Source organism: Flavonifractor sp. DFI.6.63 (assembly GCF_024462255.1).
Taxonomy (GTDB): domain Bacteria; phylum Bacillota; class Clostridia; order Oscillospirales; family Oscillospiraceae; genus Lawsonibacter_A; species Lawsonibacter_A hominis.
Map to the genome: position 1 here is coordinate 72,139 of NZ_JANGBE010000010.1, position 16,128 is coordinate 88,266.

The window sequence follows — 16,128 nt, forward strand, 5'->3', positions numbered from 1 at the left end:
CTTGTACCATTCGGTTACCTTTGGGGATAAAAACACCTGGGACGACTGGCGGCTGGTTCCCGCCTCCCGCCCCGTGTTCAATCCTCCGGCCCAGAAGGTAAAGACGCTGGAAATACCCGGTGGGGACGGGGTGATCGATTTATCCCAGTCTCTCACCGGGTATCCGGTGTATCAGAACCGGACGGGCTCCATTGAGTTTATCGTGATGAACGACTTTAAGCCCTGGCACATGGCCTATTCCGATATCATGGACTATCTGCACGGCCAGAAGCTGCGGGCGATTTTGGAGGATGACCCGGAGTATTTTTACGAGGGGCGGTTTGTGGTCAACGTCTGGAAGTCGGAAAAGGACTGGTCGCGCATCACCATCGACTATGATGTGGGGCCCTACAAGTGGTCGGTTCTGTCCTCTACGGACGACTGGCTGTGGGACCCCTTCAACTTTCAAAATGGCGTGATCCGGCCGGCTCTGTTCAAGGACATCGCCGTGACTGCTGAAAAGAGGACCATCCGGCTGGAGGCCACGCTCTTTGGGCGGGCTCCGGTGTGTCCGCAGTTCTTTGTGACCAGCTCAGACCAGAGGGGCGTACACATCCGGTTTGTCAACCCAACGCTGGGGCTGGATGAGACGAAGCTGCTCACCGACGGCACCATCCAGTTCCCGGAGTTTGTGTTCTTCGGCGGCCAGGGAGCCACGTTGGAGCTGTGGTGCGACACCGGCACGGGCACGGTCTCGGTGGATTTCAGAGTGGGGAGGCTGTGAGGGATGTATAGCATTTACGCGGACGGCGTGTGCATCTACAATGATGTGTTCTCGTTGGATGACATGAAGGTGGTCAACCCCAAGCTGACGCTGGAGGACAGCGCGGCCGGGTCGCTGGAGATGGCCCTTCCCCACACCAACAAGGCCTACGACAGCATTGTCCGCATGGTCACGGATATTTCCGTGAAGAAAAACGGAGAGGAGATTTGGGCGGGGCGGGCGCTTTCGGAGAGCAAGGACTTCTGGAACAACCGGGTGCTCTACTGTGAGGGGGAACTGGCGTTTTTCAACGACTCCGTTCAGCCTCCGGCGGAGTATGCCGGAAAATCGATTCGGGAGTATCTGGAGCAGCTGATTGCCGTTCACAACTCCAAAGTCGGCGCCAACCGGCAATTTGCCATCGGCGCGGTGACGGTGGTGGACGAGAACTTCCCCACCTACTACACCAATTACGCGAAGACGATGGAGCTGCTCAACGCTCTGGTGGAAACCTACGGAGGCCATCTCCGGGTCCGGAAGGCGGATGGGGTGCGGTATCTGGATTACCTGAAGGAGTACCCTGACACTTGCAGTCAGGTCATCCAGTTCGGGTCCAATCTCATCGACTTCACCCGCAACTGGGATTCCACGGAGTATGCCACCGTGATTATTCCGCTGGGCAGCCGGCTGGACGACAGCCCCATCGAGGCGCTGGACGCCTACCTGACGGTAGAGAGTGTGAACGGCGGCAGCCTCTATGTCCAGTCGGACGAGGCGGTGAAGCACTACGGCTGGATCGCCAAGACAGTCAGCTGGGACGATGTGAGCGACCCGGAGGCGCTTCTGGAAAAGGCCAAGGAGTATCTGGCAGACCTCCAGTTCGACAACCTGGAGCTGGAGCTGAGCGCGCTGGATCTGCACTATCTGGACGTAAACACAGAGGCGGTCAAGCTGTTAGACGAGATCCGGGTCATCTCCCGCCCCCACGGCCTGGACCGGATGTTCCCGGTGACCAAACTGGAGATTCCATTGGATCGCCCGGAGAACACCCGGTTCAAAATGGGGGATTCGGTACAGCTCAGCCTGACCAGCGTGAACAATCAGACCAATGCCGCAGTGCTGGAGAAGATCGAAAACTTGCCCAAGGCCCACTCCATCCTAAAGGAGGCCCAGGAAAACGCTACGCACATCATGAATATGGCTACTACGGGCTATATCACCATCACCCGGGATGAGTACGGCTCGGACACGCTCTACATCTCCAACGTGCGGGACTACACCAAGGCGGACAAGCTGTGGAAGTGGAACATGAACGGCCTTGGGTACTCCAATGATGGAGGCAAGACTTTTGGGCTGGCCATGACCATGGACGGGTCCATCGTGGCCGACTACATCAATACGGGCGTGCTCAATGCCGATGTGATCCGGGCAGGCGTGCTCAAGGACGTCGGCGGGAACTTTTCCCTGGATATGAAAACGGGCACGCTGACCATGAAGAAAGGCTCCATCAACATCGGCGGGAATTTTATCGTGGATGAGCAGGGAAATCTGACCGCACGGCGGGGCACCTTTGCCGGAACGTTGCTGGCCGCCAAGGGCTCCTTCGGGGGCGTGGTGCAGGCGGAGGATTTTCTGGACCCCTATGGGAACAGCATGCTGACGGGCGACAAGTTCAAGGCGGACTATCTGGACCTCTACGGCCTGAGGGTGACCAACAAGAGCACGGGGGTGGTGACGTTCGCCGTGAACCCCAACGGCCTTGTCACCATCAACGGCAGCGTGACCATGGGCGCCGGGAGTAGCATCAACTGGGCCCAGGTAAGCAACCAGAACATCAATTCCAATCCGGCCTATTCCATGGCCAACGACGCCTACAATCTGGCGGACGAGGCCTATGACTACGCCGACGACGCGTACTCCCGGGCCGACCGGGCGTACAAGCTGGCAGACTCCATCGAGATGCCCGGCTACATTAAGAGCACCTACATCGACCAGACCACGATCCGTTCCCCGGTCATCGAAGGCGGAGAGTTCTACGGCGAGGAGTTCAACATTATCGCCGGGAGCGACTTTGGGAGCTTCAACCTCTACGGTCCCTATGGAAACAGCCGGTTCCACATGCTGGCCATCGAGTATTACGAGGGGGATGCCCCCTACATTAACATTTACAGCCCCTGCGGAGGCTATATCACGATCGGCAGCCGAGGCAGCGGCGGTGTCGTTTACTTTGAGGGACATGTGGATTTCAGCGGTGCGACCGTCCGAGGTCTGGATTTTGGAACAGGAGAATAATGCCGTTATGAAGAAAAAATTGAAAAATTCCGAAGTGCTCGTATATCTGAAGTCGCTCAAGCCCCTGCTTGCCCGGCGGGACAAGATCGGATATGTGGCCGCTCGGAATTACCGCTTTCTCTCCAATTCCATCGTGGAATTTGACACGATTCGGCTAAGCCTCATTGAGAAGTATGGCGAGGCGGGAAAGGATGAGAGGGGCGCGCCGACCTATATGCTCAAGATGGATTCCCCCAACTTTCAGCAGTTCTGCGACGAGCTGGCCCCGTTCAATGAAATGGAGCATGAGGTGGAGCTGATGATGGCGAAGTATGACGACGCCGTTGGAAATTTGTCGGGGGAAGAGATTCTGGCGATTGACTGGATGCTGGTGGATTAGGAAGGGGTGAGTTGATTTGGCCGACATCAGCAGTTATCTAAAGAAAATACTGGAGGCTATATATGGCGAGGAGGTGCGCGGGTCCATCCACGACGCCCTGGCCGCTATGAACAAGGAGTCCTCCAGCGCGATGGAGTTTGCGGCCACGGCCAAGGACTCTGCCACCGCCTCCGCCGAGAAGGCCAAGACTGAGGCGGCCACCGCCACTCAAAAGGCGGAGGAAGCCCTGGATTCCGCCAAAGACGCCCAAACATCCGAGGAACGGGCCAAGGCCTCTGAGACCCAGGCGGGACAGTATTCTGACAACGCCATCGATGCGGCAAGCCGTGCTAAGGAGTCGGAGACCAATGCGGCTGATTCGGCGGAGGCGGCGATCCAGAAGGCCCGGGAGGCGGAAGAATTCAGGAATGCCGCCGCGTTCAGCGCGGCCGAGGCAAAAGCCGCCGAGGAGCGGATCAAGAATGTCAAGAACGAGGTAGAAACTCTGGGCGGCCAGACAGCGGCAAATGCGAAGGCTGCTCAAGCCGCCAAAGAGGCCGCCGAGGAGGCAAAGGCGGCAGCCAAGCTCAGCGAGACCAACGCCAAGGAGTCGGAAACCGCCGCGCTGGGGGCTAAGGAGGACGCCGAGGCCGCAAGTGGCGAGGCTCTGGCCGCCAAAGAGAGCGCCAAAGACGACGCCCTCTCCGCCGCGCAGGCCAAAGAGGACGCCGAGAATGCCAAACTGGCTGCGGAACAGGCCAAGACTGCCGCGGAAGAGAGCGCCGGAAACGCCGCGGAGAGCGCTTCCAGGGCAGAACAGTACAGTGGGAAACCGCCCAAGCCTCAAAATGGAACCTGGTGGATCTGGGACGCGGAGACGGGCGCATACTACGACACAAAAATCAGCTGCGAGCTGCAGGGCCCCATTGGCGTGGGCATCGAGGACATCCAGCTGACCGAGGGCGACCACTCCCCCGGCAGCACAGACGTTTACACCGTGCATCTGACAGACGGGTCCTCGTACAACATCTCGGTCTACAACGGCCGGAACGGAACGGGCGCGGGGGACGTGCTGGGCATCTCCTTTGACCTGGTCATCCCCAAGAACGGGTGGAAGGACGGGAGCGTCACCGTTGCCGACAGCCGGCTTTTGGCGCTTGGCACGCACAAATATTTTCTCACTGCGGAGGAGGCCTGCAAGGAGGAGTTCATCGACTGCAACGTGCAGCCAAAGGACATCACCGCCTCCGGCTTTCTCATGTTTACCTGCGACACCGACCCGGCGATGGATCTGACGGTTCATCTCATCCGGTTCGAGCTGTCCGGCAACGGGGCTATTCAGTAAGGAGGTGCGGCCCGTGGAAATCGCAGTCAAAGAAACCTATGCCCATATGCTCAAGGATGAGAGCCTGGTGCAGAACGCCGAAACCCTCTACATCGTGGAGTTCCTCTTTGATAAAAGCTGGGATGGCTACACAAAAACGGCCATTTTCAAGGCCGGCAGCGTGGAGCTGTCCGTGAAGCTGACGGACGACCGTTGTATCATCCCCGCCGAGTGTTTGAAGCAGGCGGGGGTCAGTCTTCACATCGGCGTGTCCGGCGTCAAGGGCGCGGAGCAAAAAGATACCGTATGGTGCCTGACCAGCCGCATCATGTATGCTGTCGATGCAGCCCAGCTGGTTCCGCCCTCTCATTCCGGAGGAGACATACGGGCTCAGATTCTGGAAGTCATCCGAGAGAACACGGCTACGGACGAGGAAGTGGACGCAGCCCTGGACGACGCGTTCGCATCCGACTGGACGCCCCCGGACGACCCGGAGCACCCGGGGAATACGGCCACCGACGAAGAGGTGGAGGACGTTCTTGACGATGTTTTCGGCGACGAGCCGTAAACAAATATATTTAAGGAGGACATATCTATGTCTAAGCACACTACTCTTGACCAGCTGAAGATGCTGGCCCAGCGCACCAAGGGCGAGATCGGTAAGGTCGACTCCAAGATGACAGCCCTGTCCGACCGAGTGGACACGCTGGAGAGCGCGGGCGGCCAGGCCAACGTCCTGGAGGGCGTCAAGGTCAACGGCACCGCCCTGTCCATCGCGGAAAAGATGGTGGACATTCTGATCGCAACCGGCACCGCCAACGGCACACTCTCCGTCAACGGCAAGGATGTGGCTATTAAGGGTCTGGCTGCCCTGGCCTACAAGGCTCAGGTGTCTGAGGCCGACCTGGACTCCGCCCTGACTGCCGTTCTGGCCGCCAAGGCCGCCAAGGCGGATGTGGACACCCTGATCGGCAGCGACGCCGGCAAGAGTGCCCGCACCATCGCCAACGAGGAGCTGACCAAGCAGCTGATTCCCGAGGACGCCCAGGAGTCCCTGAACACCCTGACTGAGATTGCCGCCTGGATTCAGGAACACCCGGACGACGCTTCCGCTATGAACGCCGCCATCGCCAAGCTCAATGAGATCGCGGCCGGTATCGGCGGTGAGGAGGACGACTACGCCACCGTGATGGCCGCCATCGAGGGCAAGATCACCGCCGCCATGGCCGGCATCGCCCAGGGCGCGACCAAGGTGGAGAAGTCCGAGATCAATGGCAACATCAAGATCAACGGCCAGGAGACCGTGGTCTACACCCACCCCGCCGGCTCCGCCGTAGAGGCCGGATTCAAGAAAGTGGGCAGCGACGCCAGTGGCCATGTGGTGCTGGGCGACGACGTGACCAAGGAGGATATCACCAAGCTGGGCATCCCCGGTCAGGACACCACCTATGAGAAGGCCACTTCTGAGGCCGACGGCCTGATGTCCAAGGAGGACAAGGCAAAGCTGGACGGCATGGCTGTGGCTGAGGACACCGAGGTGCAGTCCATGCTGGATGAGATCTTCGGCGCCACTGAAGAGGAGCCTTAAACGGCTCCGTTAAGGGGGATGGGGGCGCAGATTCCCGTCCCCTTTTTTTTATATTTCCCGAAAGGAGCTCTCATATGGCAGAGAAACAACTCACCACCATAGAGCAGTTACGGGCACTGGCAGAGCGAGGGAAACAGGACACCCTGATCCGCATCAACGAACTATTGGACTCGATGATCCCTCTGCTGGAGAGCGCACAGCACACCGGTATCACCGTCACTCTGCCGACCGAGAACTGGAGCGGCAGAGCTCAGACTGTGCAGGACGAGTTCCTCCTGGCTGACGGAAAATACTGGTATATTGTGTGTGCCGACGCGGACTGCTTTATGGCGGCAAGCGAGACCGGCGTAAAAGCCGATAACATTACAACGGACGGTCAGGTCACGTTCCGGTGCGAGGTCACCCCCACGGAGAACCTGACGATTTCTATTTTGCGACTGGAGGTCGAGCAGAGCAATGAGTAACGCTAACGTCGGCAAGGTTTTCAACATGACCGGCGGCAACGGTGGCGGCGGCACTCTGAAGCTGGAGACCCTGGCAATTACCAAGCAGCCCAACAAGACGGTCTATAAGTCCGGGGAGTCCTTTGACCCGACCGGCATGGTGGTCACGGCGGGCTATGGGTATGGTCTTACTTCAGACGTGACCGGCTACACCGTTTCGCCTCAGGTTCTGACGGATGGGGTCACGGAGGTGACCATTACTTACACGGAGGGGCGGATCACCAAGACGGCCAGCGTACCCGTGACGGTGAAGAAGGTGCTGGTGTCCATCGCCATCACGGCAAACCCGACAAAGATGACATACCAGTATCTGGAGACCTTTGATCCGGCCGGAATGGTGGTCACAGCCACTTATTCGGACGAATCCTCGGAGGAAGTCTCCGGATACACCCACTCCCCGGACGCGTTCTCCGCACTGGGGCAGCAGGCAGTGCAGATCCAGTACGCCTACGAGGGCGTGACCAAGACCGCAAGCCTGACGGTGACGGTGAACCCCATCGAGGTGGCCGTCCCGGTTCAAAATGGAGTTCTGACCTATGACGGAGAGACCAAGACGCCGGCGTGGACCGGATATGGCACCGGAAAGATGACCATTTCCGGAGAAACCAATGGCGTCAATGCAGGCACCTATTCCGCCAAGTTTGTTCTGGACTATGGCTATGTATTCCCCGGAGGGCAGAATGAGGCGACCGTAAGCTGGGTCATCGACCGGGCGGTCATCGCTTCGCCGCCGAAGCAGAGCAATGTGCTGGCGGCCAACGGAAAGCCCCAGACGCCCACCTGGGACAACTACGACACCAGCAAGCTGATCATCGGCGGGGAGCGGTTCGGCACAGATGCCAAGGACTATACCGCCACCTTCACCCCCACGCCCAACTACAAGTGGTGGGACGGCTCCACCGGGGCCAAGGAGGTCATCTGGACCATCACCAGCGTTATCGTACCCATCCCGGTACAGAAGGGCTCTCCCGTCTATACGGGCGCGCCGCAGACGCCGGAGTGGAACAACTTTGACCAGGAGAATTCCTCGGTGTCGGTGACGCCCCAGACCAACGCGGGCACCCATACCGCCACCTTTACCCTGCTGAAAGGCATGTGGTCGGACGGCACCACCGGGAAGAAGACGGTAAACTGGACCATTGGCCGGGCCAGCCTGGCGGCGGTGCCCAAGCAGAGCGAGGTGCCGAAGTACGACGGCAACCCCAAGACCCCGTCCTGGGACAGCAATTATGACAGCAATAAGATGACCGTTTCGGTGGAGCCCCAAATCAACGCCGGGACGGGATACACCGCCACCTTTACACCGGACTCCAACCACCAGTGGTGGGACGGCGAAGTGGGCGGCAAGACCGCGACTTGGTCCATCGCCAAGGGCGACCAGGTAGTGACGGTAAGCCCCGCAGCTGTGACCCTGAACACCAGTGCCCGAAGCGCCAAATTCACGGTGACCCGGAAGGGGGACGGCGTGATCTCCGCCATCTCCAACAGTCAGAGTGTGGCTACCGTGAGCAGCGTCAATCAGATCACGGGGGAGGTGACGGTGAACAGTGTAAAGGACACCACAGGCACCACCACAATTACCGTCAAGGTGGCAGAGGGGGACAACTATCTGGCCGGCGCGGACAAGCAGATACAGGTCAAGGCTCAGTTCGTCACCATCTACGGCGTGGAGTGGGATTGGACCAGCAGCGGCTCCACCAAGGGCAAGCGCACAGACGGGGCGGCCGGGTTCGGCGACCCCAATCCGGCAGTGAATAATGGCTCCGGCTCCTCCCCATTTGACAACCTGTACCCGTGGAGGGACATGACCAAGGTTACCCGGACCGGTGGTGTGATGGTGAAAGAGCCCAAGTATTGGTTCAAGTGGACCAAGACGGGGAAGAAGTTGAAGCTGCAAATCGCGGACGGCCCTGTTGAGGGGTTCCATGTGGACCCTGTGAATATGGATCGGGGCGATGGCTTGGGCGAGCTGGATCACTCCTACATCGGCCGGTACCACTGCGGCTCCAACTGGAAATCGGAGACCAATCAGGCGCAGATGGTCAACATCACCCGTTCCATTGCCCGCACCAATATCCACAATCTGGGGACGAACATCTGGCAGATGGACTTTGCCCAGTTCTGGTATGTGAATATGCTGTTCCTGGTGGAATTCGCGGACTGGAACGGTGAGCGCATCGGCCTGGGCTGTTCGGCCAGCGGCTCCAGGGAAAACAACGGAAAGACGGACGCCATGAAATACCACACGGGAACCACGGCGGTCAACCGGAATTCCTATGGGTTCTGCCAGTACCGGAATATCGAGGGCTGGTGGGACAACGTGTACGACTGGATGGACGGGTGCTACTACAATGCCAATGGCCTGAATGTCATCAAGAATCCCAATCAGTTCAGTGACAATGCCAACGGGGTTCTGGTGGGCAAGCCAACCAGCGGCTACCCCAGCGATTTCGCCATCCCGACTCAAAGCGGTCTAGAGTGGGCGCTTTACCCCTCCGAATCCTCTGGCAGTACTACAACTTGTGTCCCGGATGACTGGAATTTCAACGGTAGTGGCCCGTGCCTGCACCATGGCGGTAGCTATAGCCAGGACCGGAATCGCGGGCCTTTCTACGTGTACTGCGACGGCGCGTCGAGCTCCTACTCCAGCTTCGGCTGTCGCCTCCAGGAGCGCCCGCCGAAGGCGGCGTGACTTATTCCCCTGTGGAGGAGGGGGTTTGGGGTGAGGGGACCGCAGTCCCTTCCCCCAACCTCCGCCTTATAAAAATTCAAAATGGAGCGATTTTGCTCTAATAAACCGCTTTTCCTTTGGTAAGGGGAAAGCGCGGGGTCAACTTTGCAGCAGACGATGTCCCGGATAACTGGAATTTCAACGGTAGTAACCCGTGCCTGCACCATGGCGGTAACTATAACCAGAACCAGAATCACGGGCCTTTCTACGTGAACTACAACAACGCGTCGAACTCCAACTCCAACATCGGCTGTCGCCTTCTTGAAGCAGACGCAGGTCGAAGGACCTGTCGGGTATGGCTAAACCTCCTTTTGGTAGTCAGGGTTCCTCACCCTTTCTATTACGCATCGTTGACCGCGCAGCACTTGCTGAAGATGAGCCGTCAGGACACAGCTTAGTACACTTCGGGCCGGGTCCCGCCCCGGAACCACCCGCGGCGATGGAACAGTTGTGAGGCTACAAGGAGGAACACTATCCCTGATGAAACGAGTTAGAATTTACCAACAAATCATTTCCGATGAAAACCTGCGTCTGGCTATTCAGGATGTCAACCGGGGACACCGGCGCAACGGCGACTACAGCTTAAATAAGAAGGTCATGGAAATCGAGGAGCATATCGATGAATATGTGGTAAAACTCCGCAAGTTCATCGAAGACCTGGTGACCGGAGACGAGCATATGCATAAACCCCTGCAACGGCGGAAATGGGACCGGAACGCGGACAGCGGCAAAGGGAAATGGCGGGATATCAATGAGCCGCTTTTGTGGCCGGACCAGTATGTCCACCACGCGGTAGTGCAGCCCATGATTCCGCACATCAAGCGGAGCATGGACAAGTATTGCATCGCAAGCGTGCCGGGGCGCGGCAACTCCTATGGCGTAAAGGTTTTGAAGAAATGGATGAAGAATGACCCAGTGGGCACCCAATACTGCGCGGAGTGCGACATTCACCACTGCTTTGTGGAGGTGGACCCGCCGTATGTCATCCATGCGCTGAAACGTCTGTTCAAGGACCGGGAAACGCTCTGGCTGTGCGACGCGCTGATGGAGTACGGAGTCCTGATCGGCGCGTTCTTCTCCGCATGGTTCCTGCATCTGCTGCTCCAGCCGCTGGATCTGATGATCCACCAAAAGCAATATGGTGTGAGCCACTATCTGCGGCAGATGGACAACTTCACCATCTTCGGCTCCAATAAGCGGAAGCTGAGGCGGCTGCTGGATGACATCCGGGCATGGCTGGCCGAGGTGGGCTTGCGGTTGAAGGGAAATTGGCAGATCTTCCGAGTAGGCTTTACGCCGAGGGTGGCGAAAGCCCACGACACCCTGCACGAGAAGAAACAGCGGCACCGCCGGCCAAGAATCCCGTCTGCGTTGGGCTATCGTTTCGGGCATGGGTACACGATCCTCCGAAAGCACAACCTGTTCCGGCTCAAGCGGGCGCTGCACACCTACTACCACCGGAGAGACCGGAACCGGGTCATCTCGTTCAAAAGGGCGTCCGGACTGATCTCAAGACTGGGGCAGCTCCGTAATTGCAACAGTCAGCGAATATTGGAGCGGTATTATCAGCCGAATACCATGTTCAATCTCAAGAAAGTCGTCCGAAGGGAATGTCGGCGGCTACAACGATTATATCCGCCTTATCGGGCGGCCTGAAAGGAGTGGCACCTATGAAGGTACAGGGAATGGTCGATCCGGGGAAGTTCGCCGTGGAGCAGATCCCGGGAACCAACCGAAGCCTTGTGCGGCTGTTTCAAAATGTAAAACCGGCAGAAACCGAGGAGTTCACCGGATATGAGTACGACGAGTACCACGTGGAGGTGGAAACCTGGGACGGGATTGTCCAGAACGTCCAGGACAACTATGAGGAGTTCCTGAAGAAAGGCATGGACAATGAGATCGACCTCAGCAACGAGGCTCTGTATCGTGCTCAGAAAGAGCTGGCGTCCTATGTGGAACTGGCCAATGCGATTCGGGAAGGAGTGAACGGAGTTGACTGACAAGGATTTTGTGCTGACCACTATGCGGAAATACGGCATGCGTCGGGCCCAGGATTTGCAGGAGACCTCCGAGGGCATGACGGGCACCGAACTGTACGAGAAAGAGGATTATATTCCCGACTTCTCTGCCGCGATCGCCAAGAAGAACATGCTGGAGCGCAAAGCCGGCAAGACGGACGGGTTCCTGTGCCGGTCTTCTGCGGGGCGTATTGTGCGCCTTATCCAAAACTACAACAGCGACATCTACCCCCAGGAGCCGGAGGAACTGCCCGCCCAGTGGGGGTTCTACTGGTCGGACGATCCTAAGAAGCCCCTCCCCTTCGTCGCCATGTCCACGAGCCCGTACATGACGGGAAATTGTTGCACCCACAACGGCCATGTGTGGCAATCCGGGCAGGACAACAATGTGTGGGAGCCGGGGACGGTCAATGTGAAGTGGACCGATTTGGGCTCAATCGAAGAAGTGATGGACAATTAAAATCTGTGTTTTCCCATAGGAGGTTGAGTAATGGTCGAAGAAAATTTAGTTTTGACCCTCAGCGTTCATGGCTCGAAGTGCGGAAACACTGCCTTGGCAAAGGATGGTGATTGATCACAATGATAGGCTATATCGAGTATCTGAATGTGCCTGTCGTGTTAGGACTCACTATCATCGGTGTATTTCTGGTTATGCAGATCATCGGAGAAGTTTTGGAATTTAAAGGGAAAGTCGTTCCTGAATTCGTCAAAATCCGAAAGTATTTTGCTCGTAAAAAGCAAGAGCGCCAGACCATGCAGGAAATGTCCACAACCATTCATGATGTGAAAACTATGCTAAGCAGTGTGGAGTCTCACTACAGTTCGGACAACATCGCAAAGCGTGATTCTTGGATGAAATGGGTTAATGAGCGGGCAGAGGTGTATGCCAAATCCATTGAAGTTCTGAAAGAAGGACTGGATAAAAACAATGAGATCACCATGTCCCTTTACATTGAGAGTAAGCGTAGTTCTATCATAAGCTTTGCCTCATATTGTGTCTGCCCCGACAATCCTGTAACCAGAGAACAGTTTAAGCGAGTCTTTCGGATCTATGCCGAATATGAGGAGATCATCAAAGATAATGGTCTTCAAAATGGAGAAGTGGACATCGCCATCCGTATCATCCGGGAAGCGTATGAGAATAACTTGAGAAACAGGTCATTTGTCGAGGACGTGCGCGGGTATGGCGGCGAGTAAAGTTATTATTTGCTTCTGTGCTTAAAGCGGCAGAACGGTGTAAAAAGAGGTGTAGGAGAGTCGGTTATTACTTGACTACTCCTACACCTTTGCCGTTCGAGCCCTGATATTGCTGGATTTTGAGTTTTCATTATAACAAATGGCCACACCACTTCGGAATAAGTGAAAGTCGTGATTCGACTTTCACTTATTTGTTTATAAATGCTAAAATGAGTCCCAAGCAACTGCAGTGCTTATGATCAATATTTCCAAGCGTGCAAACAAAGGAACTGGTCTATACGAAAACATGCAAGGAGGAGTTATGAACATTCTCGGCATCGTGGGAATCCTGTTGGGGATTGCGATCCTAATGTATTTTACATTTCAAAAACTGGATGTCGTATGGCTGTCCGTAATTGCTGCCATGGTGGTAGCGATCTGCAATCGCGCCCTCTCTCTGGAGACCTATACAGAAACCTTTATGTCTGGAGCCGCCGGATTTATCAAGACGTATACCCCCATTTTCCTGGTTGGGTGTATGTTTGCGGCACTTTACAGTGAATCCGGCGCATCCCAGGTCATCGCCAAAACCATCATCAGAACGTTCGCCAAGGGCGGCGTACACGGTACGCGCGGAATTTGGGTTGCGGTGTTGTCATCCTTTGCAATCACGACCGTTTTCTATCTGGGTGGAATTGACGCTATGGCCTCTATCATCGCACGGGTCCCGTTGGTAATCGGTTTTTTTAAAGAGGTCAATCTGCCCCGCCGCTATATCCCAGGCTGTATTTATATCGGAAGCATGATGTCGTCACTCCCGGGCAGTCCTCAGATTATCAACGTAATCCCCCTGGCGCTGGGGACAACGCCCACAGCAGCCCTCGTCCCCGGATTAATTGGCAGTGCCGTCGGCGGCATCTTCGCCATTCTGTTCACCGTTTGGGTTTTGAAGCGTGCAAAGGTACGGGGCGAGCAATTCTGCGGGATTGATACGGACCCCGTTGCCGATGAGACAAAACGGGTTCCCAATTTCTTTGTGGCCCTTATCCCATTAATTGCAATTTTTGTGGTGTTCAATGTATTTAAGCTAAATATCATTCTCGCTATGCTCATTGGATTGGTACTCGCTCTGATCCTGTTTGCCCCCGCACTCAAGGCCCAAAACAAGGAAAACCGTTATGGCCGTGCGGTCATTGCAGCATTCAACGGTGCCGTCCCTCAGACAGCACGGATCGCCCTGATTACCGGTTCTCTTGTGGGGTTCGGCGCCGTTGTAAGCGCCACGGACGCTTTTGGTGCAATCGTACAGGCATTAACCTCTGTCGATAGCGGGATGCTGTTGATTTTCGTAGTGGTTGCTGCCTCCATTGTGGTTGGGATCATGGGCAATCCGGTGGGCGGCGTCTCCGCGGCGGTCAACATGCTGGCCCCCTCTTTCCTGGCGGCGGGCGTTCCCGCACAGGCGTTTCATCGGCTCGTGACCATGGCAGGAACTACCTTTGACTCCCTGCCAACCAACGCAGGTGTCCTGACGGCGATTGCACTTCCCGGATGTACCGTCAAGGAATCCTATCCGTTAATGTTTTTGAACTCTGTTGTAGCAACCCTTGTCAGCGCCTTTGTGGCGGCCATTGTTATGACGCTGTTCCCTGGTCTGATCTAACGGAACAAGCGGCATCTATCAAAAAGAAGGAGTGTTTATCATGAATAACCGGAACAAATGGAACAAACCCAGTGGAAAAGGTCCGATGGGGCTGGATTGGTCTGGCGTTTATCCCGCTACCATCGTACCCTGGACAGACAATACCTGCCGTGAAATCGATGAAGACACATATCGCAGTATGATTCGACATATGATTGACTCCGGTATCGCAGGCCTTGATCCGAATGAGGTAGAGGGCCTTTCCTTAGAAGAAACCTGCCGTTTGATTGAAATTGCCAAGGAGGAATCCAAAGGGCGCATTCCGGTGACCGGAAAAATTGAACCCAGAAATCAGCAGTGGACTTGGGACATGGTCAAAGAAGCAGAAAAGGTCATTGAAGCGGGCGCGGATGTGCTGTATCTTCACCCTGTGCCGGATCAAAATAATATGGAGGATTTTATCAACCTCTATAAAACGTTCGATAAGGCCTTCGATCTTCCCATTATGTCACTAATGGTAGGTACCCCTCCCGCTGTACTGAAAGAGATTGCGCTTGCCTGTCCCAATATTTGCGCCTGGAAATATGAAAGCCGTCAAAACAACGGCTTAATAAAAGAACTGGTGGCCAATATGCGTGAGGTGGAGGCACAAACAGGCCGACACGTGTGCACCTTGCGCGCAGGTGACCATGATTTGGCCGAGAGCCTTGTCAACGGTGCGGAAGGTACGTTTAACGGCGGGGGCTGCTGGCGTGTGGAATATGATGTTGCTATCGTCAATGCAGTAAAGCGGGGCGATCTTAACGAGGCATTTGCCATTCAAAAGCGCCTTGAGCCTGCCACCGACGCTGTCCGCGGGGTATTTGGCACCACGATCAAGACTTACGGACGCTTCCCCTACCGCTATAAGATTACTGCCTGGCTGCTCGGAATTTTCCCCAACTATTACGCCAGGTTGCCCCGCACAGCTTTTTCAGACGAGGAGGTCCTAATGCTACGGGATGCTCTCATAAAAGCAGGTTTTGAAGTAGTACGGGCACCCGAAGAATGCAAAAATCTAGGTATCTCATTATATTAGAATATAAAGAAAAGCCAAACAGGAATGGGCCCCGCCAACTGGCGGGGCCCGTTTCGGTCCGGCTGATCAGAAATACTTTTTCACGCCCTCGGTGGCCAGAGAGGCGTCTGCGCTGATGGTGACGGTGAACTTGATGTTGTTCTTTTCGGAGAAGCTGTTCAGCCAATCCAGGAACTCCTCTACCGCATGGTCGGATGCGTCGGAGGAAACGATCTTGGTCAGGCTGTCGATAAAGACATGGGTGATGTCGTAGTTGCCGGCGTACAGGCCGCTGATGAAGCCCTTCAGGAAATCGAAGTTGCTCATATCATAATGGCTGGCTTCCACCAGGCGGATCTTGTAATGGATATCATAAGTCAGCTTGGGCCCGCGTTCGATGCAGACCACATTGCCGTTTTCGCTGTGGACAGCGGAATTAATGAGCTCGATCATCTGCTTGGTCTTGCCGGTGCCCTTGATGCCCATGATCACTCTCACCATAGTTATCACTCCTTCATAGTCCGCCGGAGCTCCTCTCCGGCCTTGTGGCTCCATGTTACCATTTTTACCGGGGGATTGCAACCGCTTTGCAGAAGTTCACTAAAAATTCATGAACCAAATCGGACCATTCGGCCCCGCCGTGTGCCCGGCTTGTCCGGCAGGGCGTACCGCCTTTCTTTGCAGGGGGGCCACCGAA

The 16,128-nt window shown here is 56.1% G+C and carries 15 protein-coding genes; 14 read left to right on the forward strand and 1 reads right to left on the reverse strand.

All coding sequences use genetic code 11. From position 1 onward, the window contains the following. The first annotated feature begins 1 nt into the window (after position 1). The 14 genes from NE547_RS07515 (at position 2) to NE547_RS07580 (ending at position 15,452) form a co-directional block, all read left to right on the forward strand. Positions 2–763, forward strand: coding sequence for a hypothetical protein (locus tag NE547_RS07515; protein ID WP_225123352.1), 762 nt, complete (start codon positions 2–4; stop codon positions 761–763). A gap of 3 nt (positions 764–766) precedes the next feature. Next, entirely contained in the window at positions 767–3,034 is a 2,268-nt protein-coding gene (locus NE547_RS07520; protein ID WP_238068155.1) for a phage tail protein, read from the forward strand. A 7-nt stretch (positions 3,035–3,041) separates the two neighbouring features. Beyond that, positions 3,042–3,413: a hypothetical protein gene (locus NE547_RS07525; RefSeq protein WP_195328614.1), complete on the forward strand. Its 372-nt coding sequence runs from the start codon at positions 3,042–3,044 to the stop codon at positions 3,411–3,413. A gap of 16 nt (positions 3,414–3,429) precedes the next feature. Further along, positions 3,430–4,737, forward strand: a complete 1,308-nt coding sequence (locus NE547_RS07530; RefSeq protein WP_225123350.1) for a hypothetical protein — start codon at positions 3,430–3,432, stop codon at positions 4,735–4,737. 13 nt (positions 4,738–4,750) lie between these two features. Further along, positions 4,751–5,284 carry a hypothetical protein gene (locus tag NE547_RS07535; protein ID WP_195328616.1) on the forward strand — a complete coding sequence of 178 codons (534 nt, stop codon included), beginning with the start codon at positions 4,751–4,753 and terminating at the stop codon, positions 5,282–5,284. 27 nt (positions 5,285–5,311) lie between these two features. Next, on the forward strand, positions 5,312–6,304 hold the full coding sequence (locus NE547_RS07540) for a hypothetical protein (RefSeq protein WP_195328617.1): 993 nt from the start codon (positions 5,312–5,314) through the stop codon (positions 6,302–6,304). A 74-nt stretch (positions 6,305–6,378) separates the two neighbouring features. After that, positions 6,379–6,768, forward strand: a complete 390-nt coding sequence (locus NE547_RS07545) for a hypothetical protein (protein ID WP_225123349.1) — start codon at positions 6,379–6,381, stop codon at positions 6,766–6,768. Further along, positions 6,761–9,499 (forward strand): bacterial Ig-like domain-containing protein, encoded by a 2,739-nt coding sequence (locus NE547_RS07550; RefSeq protein WP_256175205.1) that lies wholly within the window; start codon positions 6,761–6,763, stop codon positions 9,497–9,499. Before NE547_RS07545 ends, NE547_RS07550 begins: the two co-directional genes overlap by 8 nt. A 519-nt stretch (positions 9,500–10,018) precedes the next feature. Then, positions 10,019–11,194 carry a reverse transcriptase domain-containing protein gene (locus NE547_RS07555; protein ID WP_195325361.1) on the forward strand — a complete coding sequence of 392 codons (1,176 nt, stop codon included), beginning with the start codon at positions 10,019–10,021 and terminating at the stop codon, positions 11,192–11,194. Between the two features lie 14 nt (positions 11,195–11,208). Beyond that, positions 11,209–11,538, forward strand: coding sequence for a hypothetical protein (locus NE547_RS07560; protein WP_195325360.1), 330 nt, complete (start codon positions 11,209–11,211; stop codon positions 11,536–11,538). Beyond that, a complete protein-coding gene (locus NE547_RS07565; protein ID WP_195325359.1) occupies positions 11,531–12,016 on the forward strand; it encodes a hypothetical protein in 486 nt (161 codons plus the stop codon). Before NE547_RS07560 ends, NE547_RS07565 begins: the two co-directional genes overlap by 8 nt. Positions 12,017–12,135: 119 nt before the next feature. Next, positions 12,136–12,753, forward strand: a complete 618-nt coding sequence (locus tag NE547_RS07570) for a hypothetical protein (protein ID WP_238068151.1) — start codon at positions 12,136–12,138, stop codon at positions 12,751–12,753. 301 nt (positions 12,754–13,054) lie between these two features. Further along, positions 13,055–14,395, forward strand: a complete 1,341-nt coding sequence (locus tag NE547_RS07575) for a hypothetical protein (RefSeq protein ID WP_256175210.1) — start codon at positions 13,055–13,057, stop codon at positions 14,393–14,395. A gap of 40 nt (positions 14,396–14,435) precedes the next feature. Beyond that, on the forward strand, positions 14,436–15,452 hold the full coding sequence (locus tag NE547_RS07580) for a dihydrodipicolinate synthase family protein (protein WP_256175211.1): 1,017 nt from the start codon (positions 14,436–14,438) through the stop codon (positions 15,450–15,452). Positions 15,453–15,518: 66 nt separating this feature from the next. Here the strand turns inward: NE547_RS07580 and NE547_RS07585 are convergent, their stop codons facing one another. Continuing rightward, positions 15,519–15,932, reverse strand: a complete 414-nt coding sequence (locus NE547_RS07585; RefSeq protein WP_186908793.1) for a hypothetical protein — start codon at positions 15,930–15,932, stop codon at positions 15,519–15,521. Positions 15,933–16,128: the final 196 nt, after the last annotated feature.